Raw genomic sequence first — 15709 nt, forward strand, 5'->3', positions numbered from 1 at the left:
TTTATAAAAAATATTTTTTGACCCCCATAAAACTTTGTATTCCTCCGAATATGTATAGTGAAGAAAATAAATAGAAGAAAATTGATTATGAAAGAATATTGATGTGTTAATAAAATTACTAGATTAAGTGGGGCATCCGAAATAAAAGGGTGAAATTACCAATGATATAGAGAAGAGTTATGCAAGGATTGCAGATAAAATAGAAACAGAGCAAGCAAAACAAGCGGAAGAAAATAAGAAAGTAGAGTGAAATGTAAGCCTAACTGTAAGAACGATAGAAAAGTTGGCTTTGAAAAATATGAACAACAAGAAGACAAGCCTAAAGAAAATGTGGTTGAATGGTCACTTGTTTAGTGACCATTCTTCTATTTCAAGCAGAAGGAGGGAGAGAGATTACCCGTGTTGAGTTTAGTAATGAAGATCTTAAGAAAACCGAAAATAGAAGATATCGTATGTAACATACAAAATAACGAAGAAGATAAAGAAGCATTTATCGTACAGTATCAGCCGTTTATTAGAAAATCAATCTCGTCTGTCTGCCGCCGATATATTACAGAACAGGATGATGAATATAGTATTGGATTGTTTGCGTTTAACGAAGCAATTGAACAGTATTCATATAAAAAAGGGAAATCTTTTCTAGCGTTTGCTGATCTTCTTATAAAAAGAGATGTAATTGACTATATACGCAAGGAGTCTAAGCATAATCGTGTCTTTTTAAAAGAAGATGAGCAAGAGGAAATGTTAGAAATGCAAGTGTCGCTTACGGAGTATATGAAAGAGATGGATAATAGTAACCGTAAGGAGGAAATTCTTCATTTTCAAAGTGTGTTAGCTGAGTTTAAAATCACATTTTCAGAGCTTGCTAAAGAATCTCCTAAGCATCGTGATACGCGTGAACACTTAATAGAAATTGTAAAGATGATTATAAAAGAAGAGGAAATGATGGAGGAGCTGTTCCGAAAGAAAAAATTACCACTTAAACATATTGAACCGCGTGTTAGGGTAAGTCGTAAAACGTTGGAGCGGCATAGAAAATATATCATTGCAATGTGTATTATCTTCGCAAACAACTATACATACATTCTTGATTATATAAGGGGAGGGAAGCATGATGAATAAAGGAATTGTGATGGATATAAAAAAACATAGCGTAGTTGTTTTAACGCCAAATGGAGAGTTTATTACGTGTAAAAGAAAAGGGGATTCTTGCATGATTGGAGAGGAAATTTCATTTGATGAGCAAGAACAAAAAGTATCGCGTTTTTCAATTCCTTATTTCTTAAAGCCGGCATCATTACTTGTTGCTTGTTTTCTATGCGCGCTGTTATTTTTCTACAACCAACCGGAAGAAAAAGTATTCGCTTACGTCTCAGTTGATATAAATCCAAGTTTAGAAGTGAGTGTAACGAAGGATCTTCGCGTTATAGATTTACAAGCTTGTAATGATGATGGAAGGCGTATTTTAAAAGAATTAAAGCAATGGGAAAATAAACAATTGCAAGAAGTAATACGTACAATTATAAAGCAGAGTCAAGAGGATAAGTATTTAACGAATGATAAGCAAGTTATGCTAACCGCTATTGCAAAGGATAAGTTGCTAGAACCGAAGTTGGAAAAGGTAATGAAAGAATTAAAGAAAGAATATGAGCTAAAACATATTACAGTCGAATATCAAAGTAGCACGATGCAAGTACGAGAGAATGCTAGAAAAGCTGGAATGGGCACAGGTGTCTATATAAAGCAAGAGAATGAGAAGAACAAATCGGTTACGCCGCCGGCCACGCCGTCTAATCCGGTGGAAAACGAAGAAGAGTTACAATCGCAGCCGGATTCATCTCCTGATGTAGCGCCAGATTTGTCTTCTGTAAAAGACAAAAAATATGAGAAGCCAGAGCATAAAGAACAAAAGAAAATAGAGGAACAGCCAACGAAGCAAATAAAAGAAAACAATGGTAGAGGATCTCAGCAAGAAAATAGAGGGACTAAGCAGGAGAATAACGGTAGGGAATCCCAACAAGGAAATAATGGGAATCAGCAAGGAAACAACGGTCGAGAATCCCAACAAGGGAATAATGGAAATCAGCAAGGAAACAACGAAAGAGGATCGCAAGGGAATAATGGGCACCAGCAAGAGAACAATGGAAGAGGATCGCAAGGGAATAATGGGAATCAGCAAGGAAATAACGGGAGAGGGTCCCAAGGAAATAATGGGAATCAGCAAGGAAACAACGGAAGAGGGTCCCAAGGAAATAATGGGCACCAGCAAGGAAACAACGGAAGAGTACCCCAAGGAAATAATGGGAATCAACAAGGTGACAATGGTAGGGGATCTCAACAAGGAAATAATGGGAATCAGCAAGGTGACAATGGAAGAGGATCCCAAAAAGAAAATGTTGGAAACGAGCAGGGGAATAATGGTAGGGGATCTCAACAAGAAAATAGAGGCCACCAGCAAGGGAATGAAAAGAAGAATCAATAGAAATATAGAAGTGGGAGATTCGTTTTAAAGTGAAAAGGAGTTATCTCACTATTGCGGGCAGTAAAACTCCCATCTCAAAATTTGGCTAGGGCAAAGAAGTTAGGTGGGAGTTGGGCTGCTTAAAGTTGTACTTTATTATTCTATCGTTCTATTAAGAAGGAGTATGTGAAAAATATAATGGAGAAAAACATTCAACAAGAGAAAGATAAAGTAAAACCTGTTTTTTATGATCCGAAAGGAAGAAGAAACATAGCTTTTATTTCGTTTCTATGTATTTCAATAGTTAGCGTAAGTATTGTATTTTATTTTTTCTTTCAAAGTATTTTTTCAACACCAGAAATTCCAAATATGAATACAGCTGTACAACAAGATAATAAACTTGTACCAATTAATCAAAAACTTAGTGATCAGCAGTTAAAGAAGGAAGAGTTTAAACCAAATACCGAAACGAAGGATAATAAAAATTTGGTGAATTCGCCGAAGGATAGTAAACAACGTAAAGAAGTGTATGGTTTTTATGTAAACTGGGATGAAAATAGTACCGCTTCTTTAAAAGAAAATATCGATTCATTAACCACGCTAGTACCAGAGTGGTATCATTTAAAAGCAGATTTAACGATTAGAAGTGAGATAAAACCTGAGATAGTAAAGTTAGCAGAAAAAAATCAAGTGAAAATTATGCCTTTACTAACTAACTATACTGAGGAAGCTTCTGGTCCGGATAGTGGGCTAATTCATAAGTTGCTGAATTCCTCAAATGATGTAAAGACAAAGTTTATAAATGATTTAGTAAAGCAAGTTGAAAAGAATCGATTTGCGGGTATTAATATTGACTTTGAGGCCGTACCTGAAAGTGATAGAGAAAACGTAACAAATTTTATGAAAGAACTTACTAGGGTCTTTCATAAACATGATTTGCTCGTTACACAAGATGTTCCAGCTAATGATAAGGCTTTTGATTATAGTGCGTTAGCAAAAATAATAGATCGAATGATTGTAATGATGTACGATGAGCACTATGGAGCAGGAGAGCCAGGACCAATTGCTTCAAATAAATGGTTTCAACATACATTAAAAGAACTGAATATTCCGTCTAATAAACTTATAGTTGCTTTCGGTAACTATGGATATGATTGGAAAGTAAATAGTAAGGAACCGGCGAAATCTTTAACTTTTTCAGAAGTTATGGTAATGGCTCATAATTCAGATATGAATATTCAATGGGATAAGATGAGTGGAAATCCTTATTTTAGATATAAAACAGGAGATAAAGAACATACTGCTTGGTTCTTAGACGGCGTTACTCTCTATAATCAAGTGAAAATCGCAATGGACAACAAAGCAAAGGGGTTTGCGTTATGGAGATTAGGAGCAGAAGATCCTACAATATGGAAAGTTTTAAAAAATCCGATTGAGGCACAAAAAAATCCTGATGTATTACATAAAATCACTAGTTTAGATGAAGTGAATTATTCTGGACAAGGTGAAATTTTACAGATTGAGAATGAAAAGCAAAATGGATTGAGAGATTTTAAAGTAGGTAAAGATGGTTATCTTACAGATGAAGTATATCAATCCTTACCATCTGCATACGAAGTGCAACGATATGGAAAACCGAAAGGGAAACAAGTAGTACTAACATTTGATGATGGACCAGACCCGAAATATACGCCGGAAATCTTAGATATATTAAAAGAGAATAAGATCAAAGCTGCTTTTTTTGTACTTGGTGAAAACGCACAACTAAATACTAGTATTGTGAAAAGAATATACGATGAAGGGCATGAAATTGGCAATCATACTTTCAAGCATCCTAACGTAGCTGATACGTCTTTACTACGAACAAAAGTAGAACTTAATACGACGCAACGTCTGATCCAGGAAATAACTGGGCATTCTACAGTTTTGTTTAGGCCACCATACGAAGCGGATGCTAACCCGGATTCCTCAAATGAAATATTGCCTATTTTACGAGCACAAAATATGAACTATACAATGGTAGCAGAAAAAGTGGATCCTGAGGACTGGGCAACACCATCAACAAATGAATTAGTAATGCGTGCTCTTAATCCCGTTTATAAGGGAGAGGGAAATATTATTCTTCTCCATGATGCGGGAGGGAATCGTACCCATACGGTAGAGGCGTTGCCGATCATTATTAAAGACTTAAAAAAGCATGGATATAGTTTTGTAACAATTTCAGATTTAATGAATAAAGAACGTGATGAAATTATGCCTCCTGTTTCTTCTGAGGGGAAGCAATATTTACTTTACAATAAAGCTGTCTTTTCAGGGGCGGGATACTTTAAACATATATTAACAACTATTTTTTATATCGCTATTGGATTAGGGATTTTTCGATTCTTATTCTTAATTTATTTTGCATGGAAGCAGAAAAGAAAAACGCTACCTCACACTATTCATTCGTCCTATCAACCTTTTGTTAGTGTTGTCATAGCAGCATATAATGAAGAAAAGGTGATAGCTAAGACGATTCGCTCAATTTTGGATAGTAAGTATGGAGAATTTGAAGTTATTGTTGTGGATGACGGATCGACAGATGGTACGTCAAAAGTAATGCAAGAAACATTTTATAAACACTCTAAAGTTCGTTTCATTCAGAAAGAAAACGGCGGGAAATCATCGGCAATGAACTTAGGGTTTCAACAATCGCGAGGAGAGATTATTGTCACTTTAGATGCGGATACTATTATTGCGCAAGACGCCATTTCTCTCATGGTTAGACACTTTGAAGATCAAAATGTAGCAGCAGTTTCAGGTAATGTTAAAGTGGGGAATAGACGAAACTTGTTAACTACTTGGCAACATGTTGAATATATAACAGGATTTAATTTAGAACGTAGAGCTTTTGATGAATTAAATTGTATTACAGTAGTTCCAGGGGCTATTGGGGCGTGGCGTAAGAAGAATGTAGTTGAATCGGGATATTTAAGCGAAGATACATTAGCAGAAGATACAGATCTTACTATTACATTTTTACGTCAAGGACATAGAATTGTATATGAAGAAAAAGCGTATGCTTTTACGGAGTCACCTGAAGATGTGAAAAGTCTCATTAAACAGCGATATCGTTGGTCATATGGTACACTCCAATGTCTTTGGAAACATCGAAAAGCGTTATGTAATTCAAAGCATAAAACGTTAGGATTTATTGCATTGCCTAACATGTGGTTATTCCAATATGTTTTGCAATTCATTGCTCCTTTTGCAGATATATTAATGATTATGGGGTTATTTAGTAGTGATCCGCTAAAAGTTTTAGGATTTTATTTTGTATTCTTTTTAATGGATCTTCTCGCATCTCTATTTGCATTTAAATTAGAGGAAGAGAATCCGAAACCATTAGTATGGTTAATTTTACAACGCTTTATTTATCGTCAATTTATGACTTATGTTGTCGTTAAATCTATATTCTCATCGATTCGAGGAGTAGCGGTAGGTTGGAATAAGCTAAAGAGAATAGGAAGTGTAAAACATTCCACGGAACATAAGGAGGCATCTTAAGAGAGCAGGTTATCTGCTCTCTTTTTTATTAATTTTAGTGAGCTGAGTGTAGAGTACATACATCTGTATCTATAAGAGTTCTAATAGTGAGACATTATGTGAAGATACTCCTTTAGTTTCGAGAAAAAGTTTTTTTATATTTTTTTAAAATGACGGACATAAAATCGTATATACCTTCGAATTATATATATGGATAACATAAATATGTATATAAAAGGGGAGCAATAAGATGAAAGAACAAAAAGAAATGTTTGAAGAAATCTCTGAAGTACTAAAGGTATTGGCGCATCCTGTTCGTTTATCATTAGTAAAAATAATGCTTGCAAAAGGTCCTACTAATGTAACAACAATGTATGGGGATTTGGAAATGCCTCAAAGTACAATTAGTCAACATTTATCTAAACTAAAGGCTGCTAAAATGGTTACAGGTACTCGGAAAGGATTAGAAATTTATTATGAAGTAACTGACAATCGCACAAAATCAATATTAGCATGTTTAGTTTAAATGCTGACTTCTATTTCAAAATAAGAAACGCTATTCTTTTCTATGATTTTACAGAGAGAATAGCGTTTTTTATTTTTAAGGAGTATCTTTTTATTAGCTTGATGGTGATATGGTATTATCTCTAAAATAAAAAAATATTGATTTCGCTTTTATTCTTTCTCAGGAGTTTGAGCTCAAAAGGCCGACTATCACTTTGTTTCCAATGCAGTGGACAGTGGAAGAACTTATATTTTTGAATAGAGGGAATTATATGTTTTTGATATATTAATAGTTAGGAACCACAAATAAGGGGTGAAGATATAGAAATGGAATTATTTGATTACTATAAACGAAAAGGAAAGTTGAAACTGTTAATTGGGACGGGTATTTTTATTCTTACTTTATGCGCTGTATATGAAGATTGGGGACATATTAATTGGGGGCAGTTTATCTTTTTTGTTATCGCTGCTTCTATCTTTTTTGGGATTGGATTTTGGCAGTTAAGAAAAGGAAAGTTGATACAAAAGAATATGATAAAAAGTAATGCAACATTTTGGGATGTTGATACTTTGGTTGTATTAGAATTACCAAAACGAAACAAGCAATTTGGTCTATATCATCCTGATGGTAAGTATATAGCAGGAACAAAGATGGTTTCATCAAATATTCTTTTTTCAGTAATACCCTTTTTACATAATAAAGATGTTTACGGATTAGAAACGAGTAGCGGGGAAATTCTAGCTTATTTTCATACTGAAGTGGACGGATATGATTGGGTAGTCTATGATTCAAATTATAATCAGATTGGTATGTTTAAAGAAAAAATGATACAAGGATTTACTATGATACGAGGTACTTTGATGACAGATAAAGCCACAAAATTGTCAGATGTAGAAGTTGAGTTTGATTTTATTCAAAGTACTCTCCGTACAATAGATGGACGTACATTAGTAATTGGTAAGCAGGGATATATGCCTATAGAATGGAGTGAAAGGTTTATGGGTTTAAATGTACCTACTATTACCTTAGGTTCTAATGCGTCTAATAACGAAAAAATTCTCGGTTTAGGTGTGCTCCTTTATAGTTTACGTACAATTGAGATTAGAAAAAGTCGGGCAAGTGTTTAATGAGGTAGAAGTAGTGTTTATATGCGAAATTGTATAGAAATCTCATTTTTTTAATTATATCTTTTTAGATCGATGGATGTGGGGTCACGTCCATCAATCTAAGAAAACAAGTTAGCCCAAAAACGATAAAAATAAAATTTATAAAAACACAAAATATAAACATTGAGGATTAAACAAAGTATATAGTGCCTTTTTAGTCATGTAATCTTTTGAGCTGATGATCTTTTCCCCATTCAAATAGTTCATTCATAATTTGCATTAAAGATTTCCCGTATTCGCTTATTGTGTACTCAACCTTTGGTGGTACTTCTTGATATACAGTACGATGGATAATCCCATCAGCTTCAAGTTGCCGAAGTTGTTGAGTCAGAACTTTTTGCGTAATGTTTGGGATTTCTCGTCGGATTTCATTTGTTCGCATTTTTCCATCCATCAAAACACATAAAATATGAACTTTCCATTTTCCACCGATTACATCGAGCGTCGTTGCAATTGGACAGTTATCATTTTGATTCATATAACACCTCCAAAGGTACCTCAAGGTTCCTATAGCACCTGAAAGTACGTACTTTTCAATTATATGTAATGCATTCATACTAATATGTAAAGGATTGATTCATTTATAAAGGGGATGGAAAATGATGAGAACACTTGTAATTGTAGCACACCCTCATATTGAAAAATCAAAAATTAATAAAAGATGGATAGAAGAACTTGAGAAACATTCAGATGAAATTACGGTGCATGAATTATATAAAGTGGCACCAAACTGGGAGTTTAATATTGAAGAAGAGCAAAAGTTATTAGTAGAACATGACAGATATATATTCCAATTTCCGCTTTACTGGTACAGCACACCGCCATTATTAAAAAAATGGTTTGATGATGTATTAATATATGGATTTGCATACGGATCAAAAGGGGATAAAGTGAAGGGAAAAGAGTTTGGTGTAGCAGTTTCTATAGGTGGATTAGAAAAAGATTATGAAAATAGCGGAATTACGATGGATGAGTTGACGAAACCATTCCAAGCTACATGCTTATATACAGACATGAAATTTATACCTTCATTTTATTTATATGGTGCCGAATATAAATTAAGTGATGAAGAGATTGATAAAAGTGCACCTGAGTATGTGCAATATGTAATGAACAAGAAGTATTCTAATATATAAGAGGAAATAGCCATTTACTTGTGAAGTAAATGGCTATTTTATATTCTTGTTATATTCACTAAGTGTAATCTTTAGTAAATTAATAGTTAATCTGGTAAAATAAAAAACCTAACATATATAAAGGGGAGTTTTACTTGAGAACGATGCAAAAATTATTACAAAAAAGAGCAATGCAATCACCAAATTTGGAAGCGCTTGTAGGCGGAGGGAAAAGATATTCGTTTCAGCAATATAATGAACGAGTAAATCAGCTTGCACATTATTTATTACATAATGGTGTGCAAAGAGGAGATCGTATAGGAATACTATGCAAAAATAATCACCCATTTCCAAGCGTTATGATGGCAAGTTTAAAAATTGGAGCGGTATGTATTCCGCTAAATCATCAGCTTACTGTATATGAATTAGAAACGATTGTAAAAGAAGCGAAATTAAAAGTGTTAGTTATTGATGAAGAATTTAGTGAAGTGTTATTAAATGTTGATGCTGTTAAAGAAATTCCTTATGTAATTCAAACGACAAAAGAAGGCTTTGGTTCATTTGAATTAGAGTTGCAAAAACAGCCAATGACAGAACCGAACGTAGAAGTTCATGAAGAAGATGATGCCATTTACTTATTTACTTCAGGAACGACTGGACAGGCAAAAGCATGCGTAATTGGACATAAAAACTTACATCATTATTTTGCAGAGATTGCAGGACAAAGAGAAATTCCAGCAGGTGAACGCTTTTTATCCGTGCATCCATTATTTCATATGAGTGGCGTGCTTTCTATTTTAAATTGTATTTATCATGGTGTTACGATGATCTTCTTAGCTGATTCGAGTCCTACTCTTATTTGGGATAAGATTGAAGAAGAGAAAATTACTACGATGCTTGCATTCCCGGCTGTTTATAGCTATATGCTTGATGAACTAAATAAAAAAGAACGTAACATTTCAACCTTTAAAGTAGCACAAAGCGGTGGAACAAAAGTGCCAGAAACACTCATCCAAAAATATATGGAAAAAGGAATCTATATGGTGCAAGGCTATGGTAGTACAGAAGGTTGGGTTGTAACATCATGGCATCCAATGATGGGAAAAGAAAAGATGTCTTCTGTTGGAAAAGCCTTGAAAAATGTAGAGGTGAAAATTGTTCATCCAGAAACAGGACATGAACTTAAAGCAAATGAAGTTGGAGAGATTCATGTAAGAAGTCCATATATGTTTAAAGGGTATTGGAATAATGAAAAGGCGACAAAGAAGGTAGTAAAAGATAATTGGTTTAACATGGGCGATGCTGGCATGATAGATGACGACGGATTCTTGCATATTATGGGAAGATATAAAGACGTTATTATACGCGGTGGTGACAATGTATATCCAGACCAAGTAGAAGATGTTATTCATGAAATACATGGTGTTTTAGAAGTTGCAGTAGTTGGAGTTCCAGATGACTTTTGGGGAGAGGTTCCAAGAGCTTACATTGTGAAGGATGGCGAAACAACAGTAACAGAAGAAAGTATTATTCAGTATTGTAAGGAGAAGTTAGCAAGTTACAAAATTCCAGAAGTGGTATTCGTAGAAGAATTACCGAAAAACGCTTTAGGGAAAGTGTTGAAGAGGGAATTAAGAGAAAATGTACTTGTAAAATAAAAAACGATTAGGTAATGAGGAATCCAGTTATGTATAAAGCATAACTGGATTTTTTGTTTATGATTCTGTTGGTTGATATTGTAAATATTTAAAACCTTTTATGTTTTTTTAGTGTAATATTGAAAATAAAGGGAGCTAACTAATTTCAGTACTAGGGGGAGAAACTATGGCTATAAAATTAGAAACTGAGCATTTATGTATAGAACCTTTTACTAATGATGACGTGTTTAGAATTAAAGAGTTAGCTAATGATAAGGAATTAGCTAATATTCTTGGCCTTCCGCACCCATATAAATTAGAGTTCGCGCAAGATTGGGTTGATATGCAACCAGAACTTATAAGGAAAGGAATTGAATACCCTTTAGGAATTGTCTCTAAAGAATCAAGAGAAATTGTAGGTACAATTACACTAAGAATTGACAAGGGTAACAATAGAGGTGAACTTGGTTATTGGATTGGTAAGAATTATTGGGGAAAGGGTTTTGCAACTGAGGCTGTAAACAGAATAATTCAATTTGGTTTTATCGAATTAGGTTTAAATAGAATTTGGGCATCTGCCATTTCTAGAAACCGATCATCAATTAAAGTGTTAGAGAAGTCGGGCTTACGTAAAGAAGGCACATTGAGAAAAAATAGACTTTTATTAAATACATATGAAGATGTTGATGTGTATGGAATATTAAAGACAGAATACAAAGGTTTAAATTACAGATAAGATTGAGAGTATGATGACAAAAGGAAACCCTTCAGAACAGGGTTTCCTTTTGTATTTCTCAAAAATCAATATTGTAGTTTAACAGGTCATTGTTTATCAAAAACATAATAATTTACTAGATTTTGTATTTTGTGTAAGATAATAAAGAATATTCAAATATTAATTAAGGGAAGAGATGTAAATGAAGCTACCGCTATTACAGGTAGAGACAGAGAGATTGATGATCCGTCCGTTCCAAAATGATGATTATGAAAATTGGTTAGATGGATTTCATAAGAGGTTACCATCGCAGTATAAATATGACGATGGTTATCAAGTTATGGCATCATCAACGAAAGAATGGTTCACGGAATGGATAAGGGGCTTTGATGAAGCAGCACATCGAGATGAGATGTACGTATTAGGTATTTTTCGTAAAGAAGACGGAGCTAATATTGGTAAGCTAGAGCTGATTAAAATTTTACGTATGGACTATCAATGGGCGATGATGGGATATTCCATACATAATCAATACTGGAAAAACGGATATGGCATGGAAAGTGTGAAAGCTGCAGTATCGTTATTTTTTAATCGTCTTCATTTTCATAGAATCGAATTACATATACGTGTTGATAATGAGCCATCCGTTCGTCTTGCGGAAAGAGCCGGTTTTTCTTTTGAATGCAAGAGAGAGGCGTTTTCATTAGAGAATGGTAAGTGGATGGATTTTCTTATTTATTTTAAAAATAAGGAGATGAATATATGAGAGTTCTAATTACAGGTGGAAATCGCGGATTAGGGTTACAATTAGTAAAAGTGTTTCATGAAAATGGACATATCGTTTATCCGTTAGTTAGAACTGAGGTTGCGTTAACACAATTGAAGAAAATGTTTAGTTGCAGATGTTTTCCTATATTAGCAGACTTATCGGCTGATGAAAGTACAGAACAAATTAAGAAACAGCTTGAGGAATATACAGAGTATATTGATCTAGTTATAAATAACGCAGGAATTACTGGAAAGGAGACTGAGGTTTTACATACGAATTCAGAAGAGTTAACGGACTTATTTAATATTCATTGCTTAGGTGTAATTCGAGCTGTAAAAGGTACATATGTGGCTTTAGCTAAATCGGATCATCCGAGAATCATAAATGTGTCCTCTCGGTTAGGTTCATTGCATAAAATGGCCAACAAAGAGTTTCCGCAAGGCCATTTCTCATATTCATATCGAATTGCTAAAGCTGCACAAAACATGTTAACGCTCTGTTTACAACAAGAGTTTGAGGATAAAGGAATTCGTGTAACTGCTATTCACCCTGGAAAATTAAAGACTGAAATTGGTGCTTTTGATGCGAATATGACCCCGGCTGAAGGAGCAAAAAATATATATGATTGGATAATAGATTCAAATGAGGATGTTTCAGGGAAGTTTATTGAGCCAGGTGTAGGTGAATTAAAGTGGTGATATACGATCTTGCAATCATTCAGAATTTGTTTGGCCCTTCTAAAAAAGTATTAAATGGCTTACCACATGCAGTAACGATTGAAGAAATAGAAGAAGATGTTTTGTATAACGTACAAACATATAAAGAAAAGATAAGTAGATTTGAAGAGGTTTGTTTTAATTGGGAGTTAAAAAGAGCGAGTATTGTATTAAACAAAAGGTTTAGTAGTTATAACTCAAGTGTGAGGGTGTTACTTGATGCAGGTTTTTCTTTGCACGCAGCAAAGGTAGAAGTATGTAGAGAATTGAACAATATAGAAGAACTTGAAAGACAATATACATATCGATCAATAGCAGAAGGAACGTTATCGGAAAAAGAATTTAAATATATTTGGGAACAATGTATGTCGGGTTCAGGGAATCAAACTTCAATTTTAACTATCGATGAACATTTTTATTCTGTACAAACAGAGTTAGGTAAGGGTTGGGAAAAGTCATGTATTGTTTTTTATGATAAAAATGAGCTGATTGGTATGTCCATACCGCATATAGAAACTGGAACAGAAAGTGAAGGACGATTATTTTATTTTGGGGTAATGCCTTGTTATCGTGGGAAAGGAATTGCTTCCCGGCTGCATCTTCAATCTTTACATATGTTAAAGGAAATAGGGGCTACTTATTACATCGGAAGCGCACATACTTCAAATGAAAAGATGCAGAGAATATTTTGGAGAAATAATTGTTCGTTGAAAACGGAGATAGAGCTTTATTATAAAATTTTTAAAGAAGGTTAGGAGAAAAGAAGATGAAGACTATAAACGTATTTCATTATGACGCATTTACGAATAAACCGAATATGGGTAATCCAGCAGGTATTGTATTAGATGCAGATGGATTAACAGAAGAGGAAATGCAGCGTATTGCTGAAAAAGTTGGATTTAACGAAACAACTTTTGTTCTTTCCTCAGAAGTAGGAGATATAAGAATGCGCTACTTTACACCTGGTTTTGAAATGGATTTATGTGGTCATGGGACAGTTGGGACAATATTTGCCTTGCGTGAAAGAGGTTTATTAGAAGAGAAAGCAAGCCTTACGATTGAAACGAAGGCCGGGATTTTACCGATACAAATAGGTGTAAATGAAAATGGAGAAACCTTTATTAAAATGAGGCAGGCAGCACCTCAGTTTAAAGAATTTACAGGTTCAAAAGAAAAATTAGCTCATAGTATCGGTTTAGAAGTAAATGATTTAGATGTAAGTTTACCGATTGTATATGGAAGTACGGGGAACTGGACCGTAATTGTACCGGTTAAAAATCTAGATGTATGTGAGAGAATGAAACCTAACAATGAGGTGTTTCCATCGGTATTAAAAGAAATACCTAACGCTTCTATTCACCCAATTTGTCTAGAAACTTATGACGAAAAGGTACATATGCATGGGCGTCATTTCTCATCAGCTTATGCTGGAACGATTGAAGATCCCGTGACAGGAACAGCTTCAGGTGTAATGGGAGCATATTATGCGACGTATGTGGAGAAAGATTTTGACCATGAAATGGAGTTAATCGTTGAACAAGGGCAAGAAATACATAAAGATGGTCGTGTAACGGTATATATAACGAAAGATGTAGAAAGTGAGAAGTTACAAATAGATATTGCTGGAACAGCGGTATATGTGAAAGAGTTTGAAGTTTTAATATAAAGTGAAACTTTAATCAGTGGGTGGGGCATCCCCACTGATTATTAGTTGAACCAATCGGGCTTTTACGGGCAGTTGATCCCCCACCTAACTTCTTTGCTTCCGTTGAATTTTGAGCTGAGGGTCTTACTGCCCGTTAATGCGGGATAAAAAAGAAAGCCCGGCATACATCCGGACTTTCACTATCTGTTCAATACTTCAATATACGAAGCATCTCCAGTTGTTCTTAAAGCAGAGCGGAAATTGTTATTTTCTAACGTTTTAGCGACTTGTTGTAACTGCTGTGCATCATCATGATGGATGAGTAAGCTGTCAGCACCGCTTTCCTCTATATGAATGTGTTCGACATTTCCGATGGCATCATGTACAGCTTTTAAAAATTCAGGTTTCATATTGTCCTCCTATATGTATGTAACGTTGTTGTTAGTATTTCCTTATTTTTGAAATGTAAAAGTGAATGAATTTTTGTTATATTATGATTTTGGAAGGTATTTACTATTTGTTTGTCAAATAATAGTAAAGTTGTCTTTTGAATTGAAGAAATCTTCGGGATTAAAGGGTGAGGGAATGGACATTTCAACAATCGCTGCACAACTAGTTAAGGAGAAAGTGATTTCACATTATCCAACTAGCGTAAAAGTGCTGAACGGGGGAACGACAAGTACTGTATATTTGTTGGATGAAAAATACGTTGTAAAACTTAATGAAGCGGAAGTAATACGTGAAGAAGCTATTTTTCTTTCTTTTTATGAAAGGAATACTTTGTTTGCAAATCTTTTGTATAAGGAACCTTTACATACATATATTGTGTATTCTTTCCTTGAAGGTAGTACTTCGTGCGGACGAGGACAAAAAAGAATTACGCTTAGTACCCTTGTAAAAGAAGTTATTAATAAGTATGAAATAGTTTCACGTATAGATGGCTGGGGATGGAAAGAAAGTCCGGTTCAATCTTGGAGTGCATTTTTAACGAAAAATGTGATGGAAGCTTATGAAAATGTAAGACGTTACATAAGTGAGGAAGAGTATAGAACAGTTCTTAAGTTAGCAAATAGCCCAAATAGAGGGACTGGAATAAATCATCCATTTTTACTGCATGGTGATCTTGGATTTCATAATTTTATATTTCAAGGAAATGAGTTGCATGGTGTAATTGATCCCCTACCAGTGTTAGGAGATCCTATATACGATTTAATTTATGCGTTCTGTTCAACCCCGGAAGATGTAACGAAAGAAACGATTGATTATGCGATGAAACAATGTGTATTTCATAAAAAAGAACGTGATTTATATGAAGAAATAGTTATAGGATTATATTTGCGTATAGATACGTGTTTAAGACATCACCCGAAAGATTTAGAAGATTATTTAGTAGCTTGGCGTTATTGGATGGACGAGGTTGAGGTGACTTTATAGTACAAATATTTTTGGGGGGAT

The 15709-nt window shown here is 34.4% G+C and carries 15 protein-coding genes; 13 read left to right on the plus strand and 2 right to left on the minus strand.

The window, feature by feature from the left end:
- Window positions 1-399: 399 nt before the first annotated feature.
- From sigI to PQF83_RS24900, 5 genes are all read left to right on the plus strand, one after another.
- Window positions 400-1122 carry an RNA polymerase sigma factor SigI gene (gene sigI, locus PQF83_RS24880; RefSeq protein WP_000950302.1) on the plus strand — a complete coding sequence of 241 codons (723 nt, stop codon included), beginning with the start codon at window positions 400-402 and terminating at the stop codon, window positions 1120-1122.
- Entirely contained in the window at window positions 1112-2482 is a 1371-nt protein-coding gene (gene rsgI, locus PQF83_RS24885) for an anti-sigma-I factor RsgI (RefSeq protein ID WP_000981257.1), read from the plus strand. Before sigI ends, rsgI begins: the two co-directional genes overlap by 11 nt.
- 177 nt (window positions 2483-2659) lie before the next feature.
- Window positions 2660-6007 carry a glycosyltransferase gene (locus PQF83_RS24890; protein ID WP_000414327.1) on the plus strand — a complete coding sequence of 1116 codons (3348 nt, stop codon included), beginning with the start codon at window positions 2660-2662 and terminating at the stop codon, window positions 6005-6007.
- Between the two features lie 229 nt (window positions 6008-6236).
- Window positions 6237-6512: an ArsR/SmtB family transcription factor gene (locus PQF83_RS24895; protein ID WP_000662957.1), complete on the plus strand. Its 276-nt coding sequence runs from the start codon at window positions 6237-6239 to the stop codon at window positions 6510-6512.
- A gap of 305 nt (window positions 6513-6817) precedes the next feature.
- A complete protein-coding gene (locus PQF83_RS24900; protein WP_000418469.1) occupies window positions 6818-7618 on the plus strand; it encodes a hypothetical protein in 801 nt (266 codons plus the stop codon).
- A gap of 193 nt (window positions 7619-7811) precedes the next feature.
- On the opposite strand, the gene PQF83_RS24905 is transcribed toward PQF83_RS24900, so the two are convergent.
- Window positions 7812-8135, minus strand: a complete 324-nt coding sequence (locus tag PQF83_RS24905; protein WP_001072984.1) for a winged helix-turn-helix transcriptional regulator — start codon at window positions 8133-8135, stop codon at window positions 7812-7814.
- Between the two features lie 124 nt (window positions 8136-8259).
- Here PQF83_RS24905 and PQF83_RS24910 point away from each other — a divergent pair, with 124 nt between their 5' ends.
- The 7 genes from PQF83_RS24910 to PQF83_RS24940 all read left to right on the plus strand — a co-directional run bounded on the left by PQF83_RS24910 (window position 8260) and on the right by PQF83_RS24940 (window position 14275).
- Window positions 8260-8793, plus strand: a complete 534-nt coding sequence (locus PQF83_RS24910) for an NAD(P)H-dependent oxidoreductase (protein WP_002163573.1) — start codon at window positions 8260-8262, stop codon at window positions 8791-8793.
- A gap of 143 nt (window positions 8794-8936) precedes the next feature.
- A complete protein-coding gene (locus tag PQF83_RS24915) occupies window positions 8937-10430 on the plus strand; it encodes a class I adenylate-forming enzyme family protein (protein WP_080015036.1) in 1494 nt (497 codons plus the stop codon).
- 166 nt (window positions 10431-10596) lie between these two features.
- On the plus strand, window positions 10597-11145 hold the full coding sequence (locus PQF83_RS24920; RefSeq protein WP_000985516.1) for a GNAT family N-acetyltransferase: 549 nt from the start codon (window positions 10597-10599) through the stop codon (window positions 11143-11145).
- A 181-nt stretch (window positions 11146-11326) separates the two neighbouring features.
- Window positions 11327-11890 (plus strand): GNAT family N-acetyltransferase, encoded by a 564-nt coding sequence (locus PQF83_RS24925; RefSeq protein WP_000775364.1) that lies wholly within the window; start codon window positions 11327-11329, stop codon window positions 11888-11890.
- Window positions 11887-12591 carry an SDR family NAD(P)-dependent oxidoreductase gene (locus PQF83_RS24930; protein WP_001264490.1) on the plus strand — a complete coding sequence of 235 codons (705 nt, stop codon included), beginning with the start codon at window positions 11887-11889 and terminating at the stop codon, window positions 12589-12591. The genes PQF83_RS24925 and PQF83_RS24930 overlap by 4 nt, the downstream gene beginning before the upstream one ends.
- Window positions 12588-13364 (plus strand): GNAT family N-acetyltransferase, encoded by a 777-nt coding sequence (locus PQF83_RS24935; RefSeq protein WP_000638674.1) that lies wholly within the window; start codon window positions 12588-12590, stop codon window positions 13362-13364. Before PQF83_RS24930 ends, PQF83_RS24935 begins: the two co-directional genes overlap by 4 nt.
- Before the next feature lie 11 nt (window positions 13365-13375).
- On the plus strand, window positions 13376-14275 hold the full coding sequence (locus tag PQF83_RS24940) for a PhzF family phenazine biosynthesis protein (RefSeq protein WP_000849351.1): 900 nt from the start codon (window positions 13376-13378) through the stop codon (window positions 14273-14275).
- A gap of 179 nt (window positions 14276-14454) precedes the next feature.
- Here PQF83_RS24940 and PQF83_RS24945 read toward each other — a convergent pair whose 3' ends face one another.
- The gene (locus PQF83_RS24945) at window positions 14455-14664 is read right to left on the minus strand and encodes a hypothetical protein (protein WP_000801653.1); all 210 of its coding nucleotides are present in this window, start codon (window positions 14662-14664) and stop codon (window positions 14455-14457) included.
- A 175-nt stretch (window positions 14665-14839) separates the two neighbouring features.
- Here PQF83_RS24945 and PQF83_RS24950 point away from each other — a divergent pair, with 175 nt between their 5' ends.
- Window positions 14840-15688: an aminoglycoside phosphotransferase gene (locus PQF83_RS24950; protein ID WP_000355401.1), complete on the plus strand. Its 849-nt coding sequence runs from the start codon at window positions 14840-14842 to the stop codon at window positions 15686-15688.
- Window positions 15689-15709: the final 21 nt, after the last annotated feature.

The sequence above is a fragment of the Bacillus sp. FF-1 genome, assembly GCF_028548245.1.
In the GTDB taxonomy this organism is placed as follows: domain Bacteria; phylum Bacillota; class Bacilli; order Bacillales; family Bacillaceae_G; genus Bacillus_A; species Bacillus_A paranthracis.

Coding starts and splice junctions, on each gene's coding strand:
- PQF83_RS24895 (WP_000662957.1), top strand. CDS start 6,237: ATGAAAGAACAAAAAGAAATGTTTGAAGAAATCTCTGAAGTACTAAAG.
- PQF83_RS24930 (WP_001264490.1), top strand. CDS start 11,887: ATGAGAGTTCTAATTACAGGTGGAAATCGCGGATTAGGGTTACAATTA.
- PQF83_RS24920 (WP_000985516.1), top strand. CDS start 10,597: ATGGCTATAAAATTAGAAACTGAGCATTTATGTATAGAACCTTTTACT.
- PQF83_RS24945 (WP_000801653.1), bottom strand. CDS start 14,664: ATGAAACCTGAATTTTTAAAAGCTGTACATGATGCCATCGGAAATGTC.
- PQF83_RS24890 (WP_000414327.1), top strand. CDS start 2,660: ATGGAGAAAAACATTCAACAAGAGAAAGATAAAGTAAAACCTGTTTTT.
- PQF83_RS24910 (WP_002163573.1), top strand. CDS start 8,260: ATGAGAACACTTGTAATTGTAGCACACCCTCATATTGAAAAATCAAAA.
- PQF83_RS24950 (WP_000355401.1), top strand. CDS start 14,840: ATGGACATTTCAACAATCGCTGCACAACTAGTTAAGGAGAAAGTGATT.
- PQF83_RS24915 (WP_080015036.1), top strand. CDS start 8,937: ATGCAAAAATTATTACAAAAAAGAGCAATGCAATCACCAAATTTGGAA.
- PQF83_RS24905 (WP_001072984.1), bottom strand. CDS start 8,135: ATGAATCAAAATGATAACTGTCCAATTGCAACGACGCTCGATGTAATC.
- PQF83_RS24900 (WP_000418469.1), top strand. CDS start 6,818: ATGGAATTATTTGATTACTATAAACGAAAAGGAAAGTTGAAACTGTTA.
- PQF83_RS24940 (WP_000849351.1), top strand. CDS start 13,376: ATGAAGACTATAAACGTATTTCATTATGACGCATTTACGAATAAACCG.
- PQF83_RS24925 (WP_000775364.1), top strand. CDS start 11,327: ATGAAGCTACCGCTATTACAGGTAGAGACAGAGAGATTGATGATCCGT.
- rsgI (WP_000981257.1), top strand. CDS start 1,112: ATGATGAATAAAGGAATTGTGATGGATATAAAAAAACATAGCGTAGTT.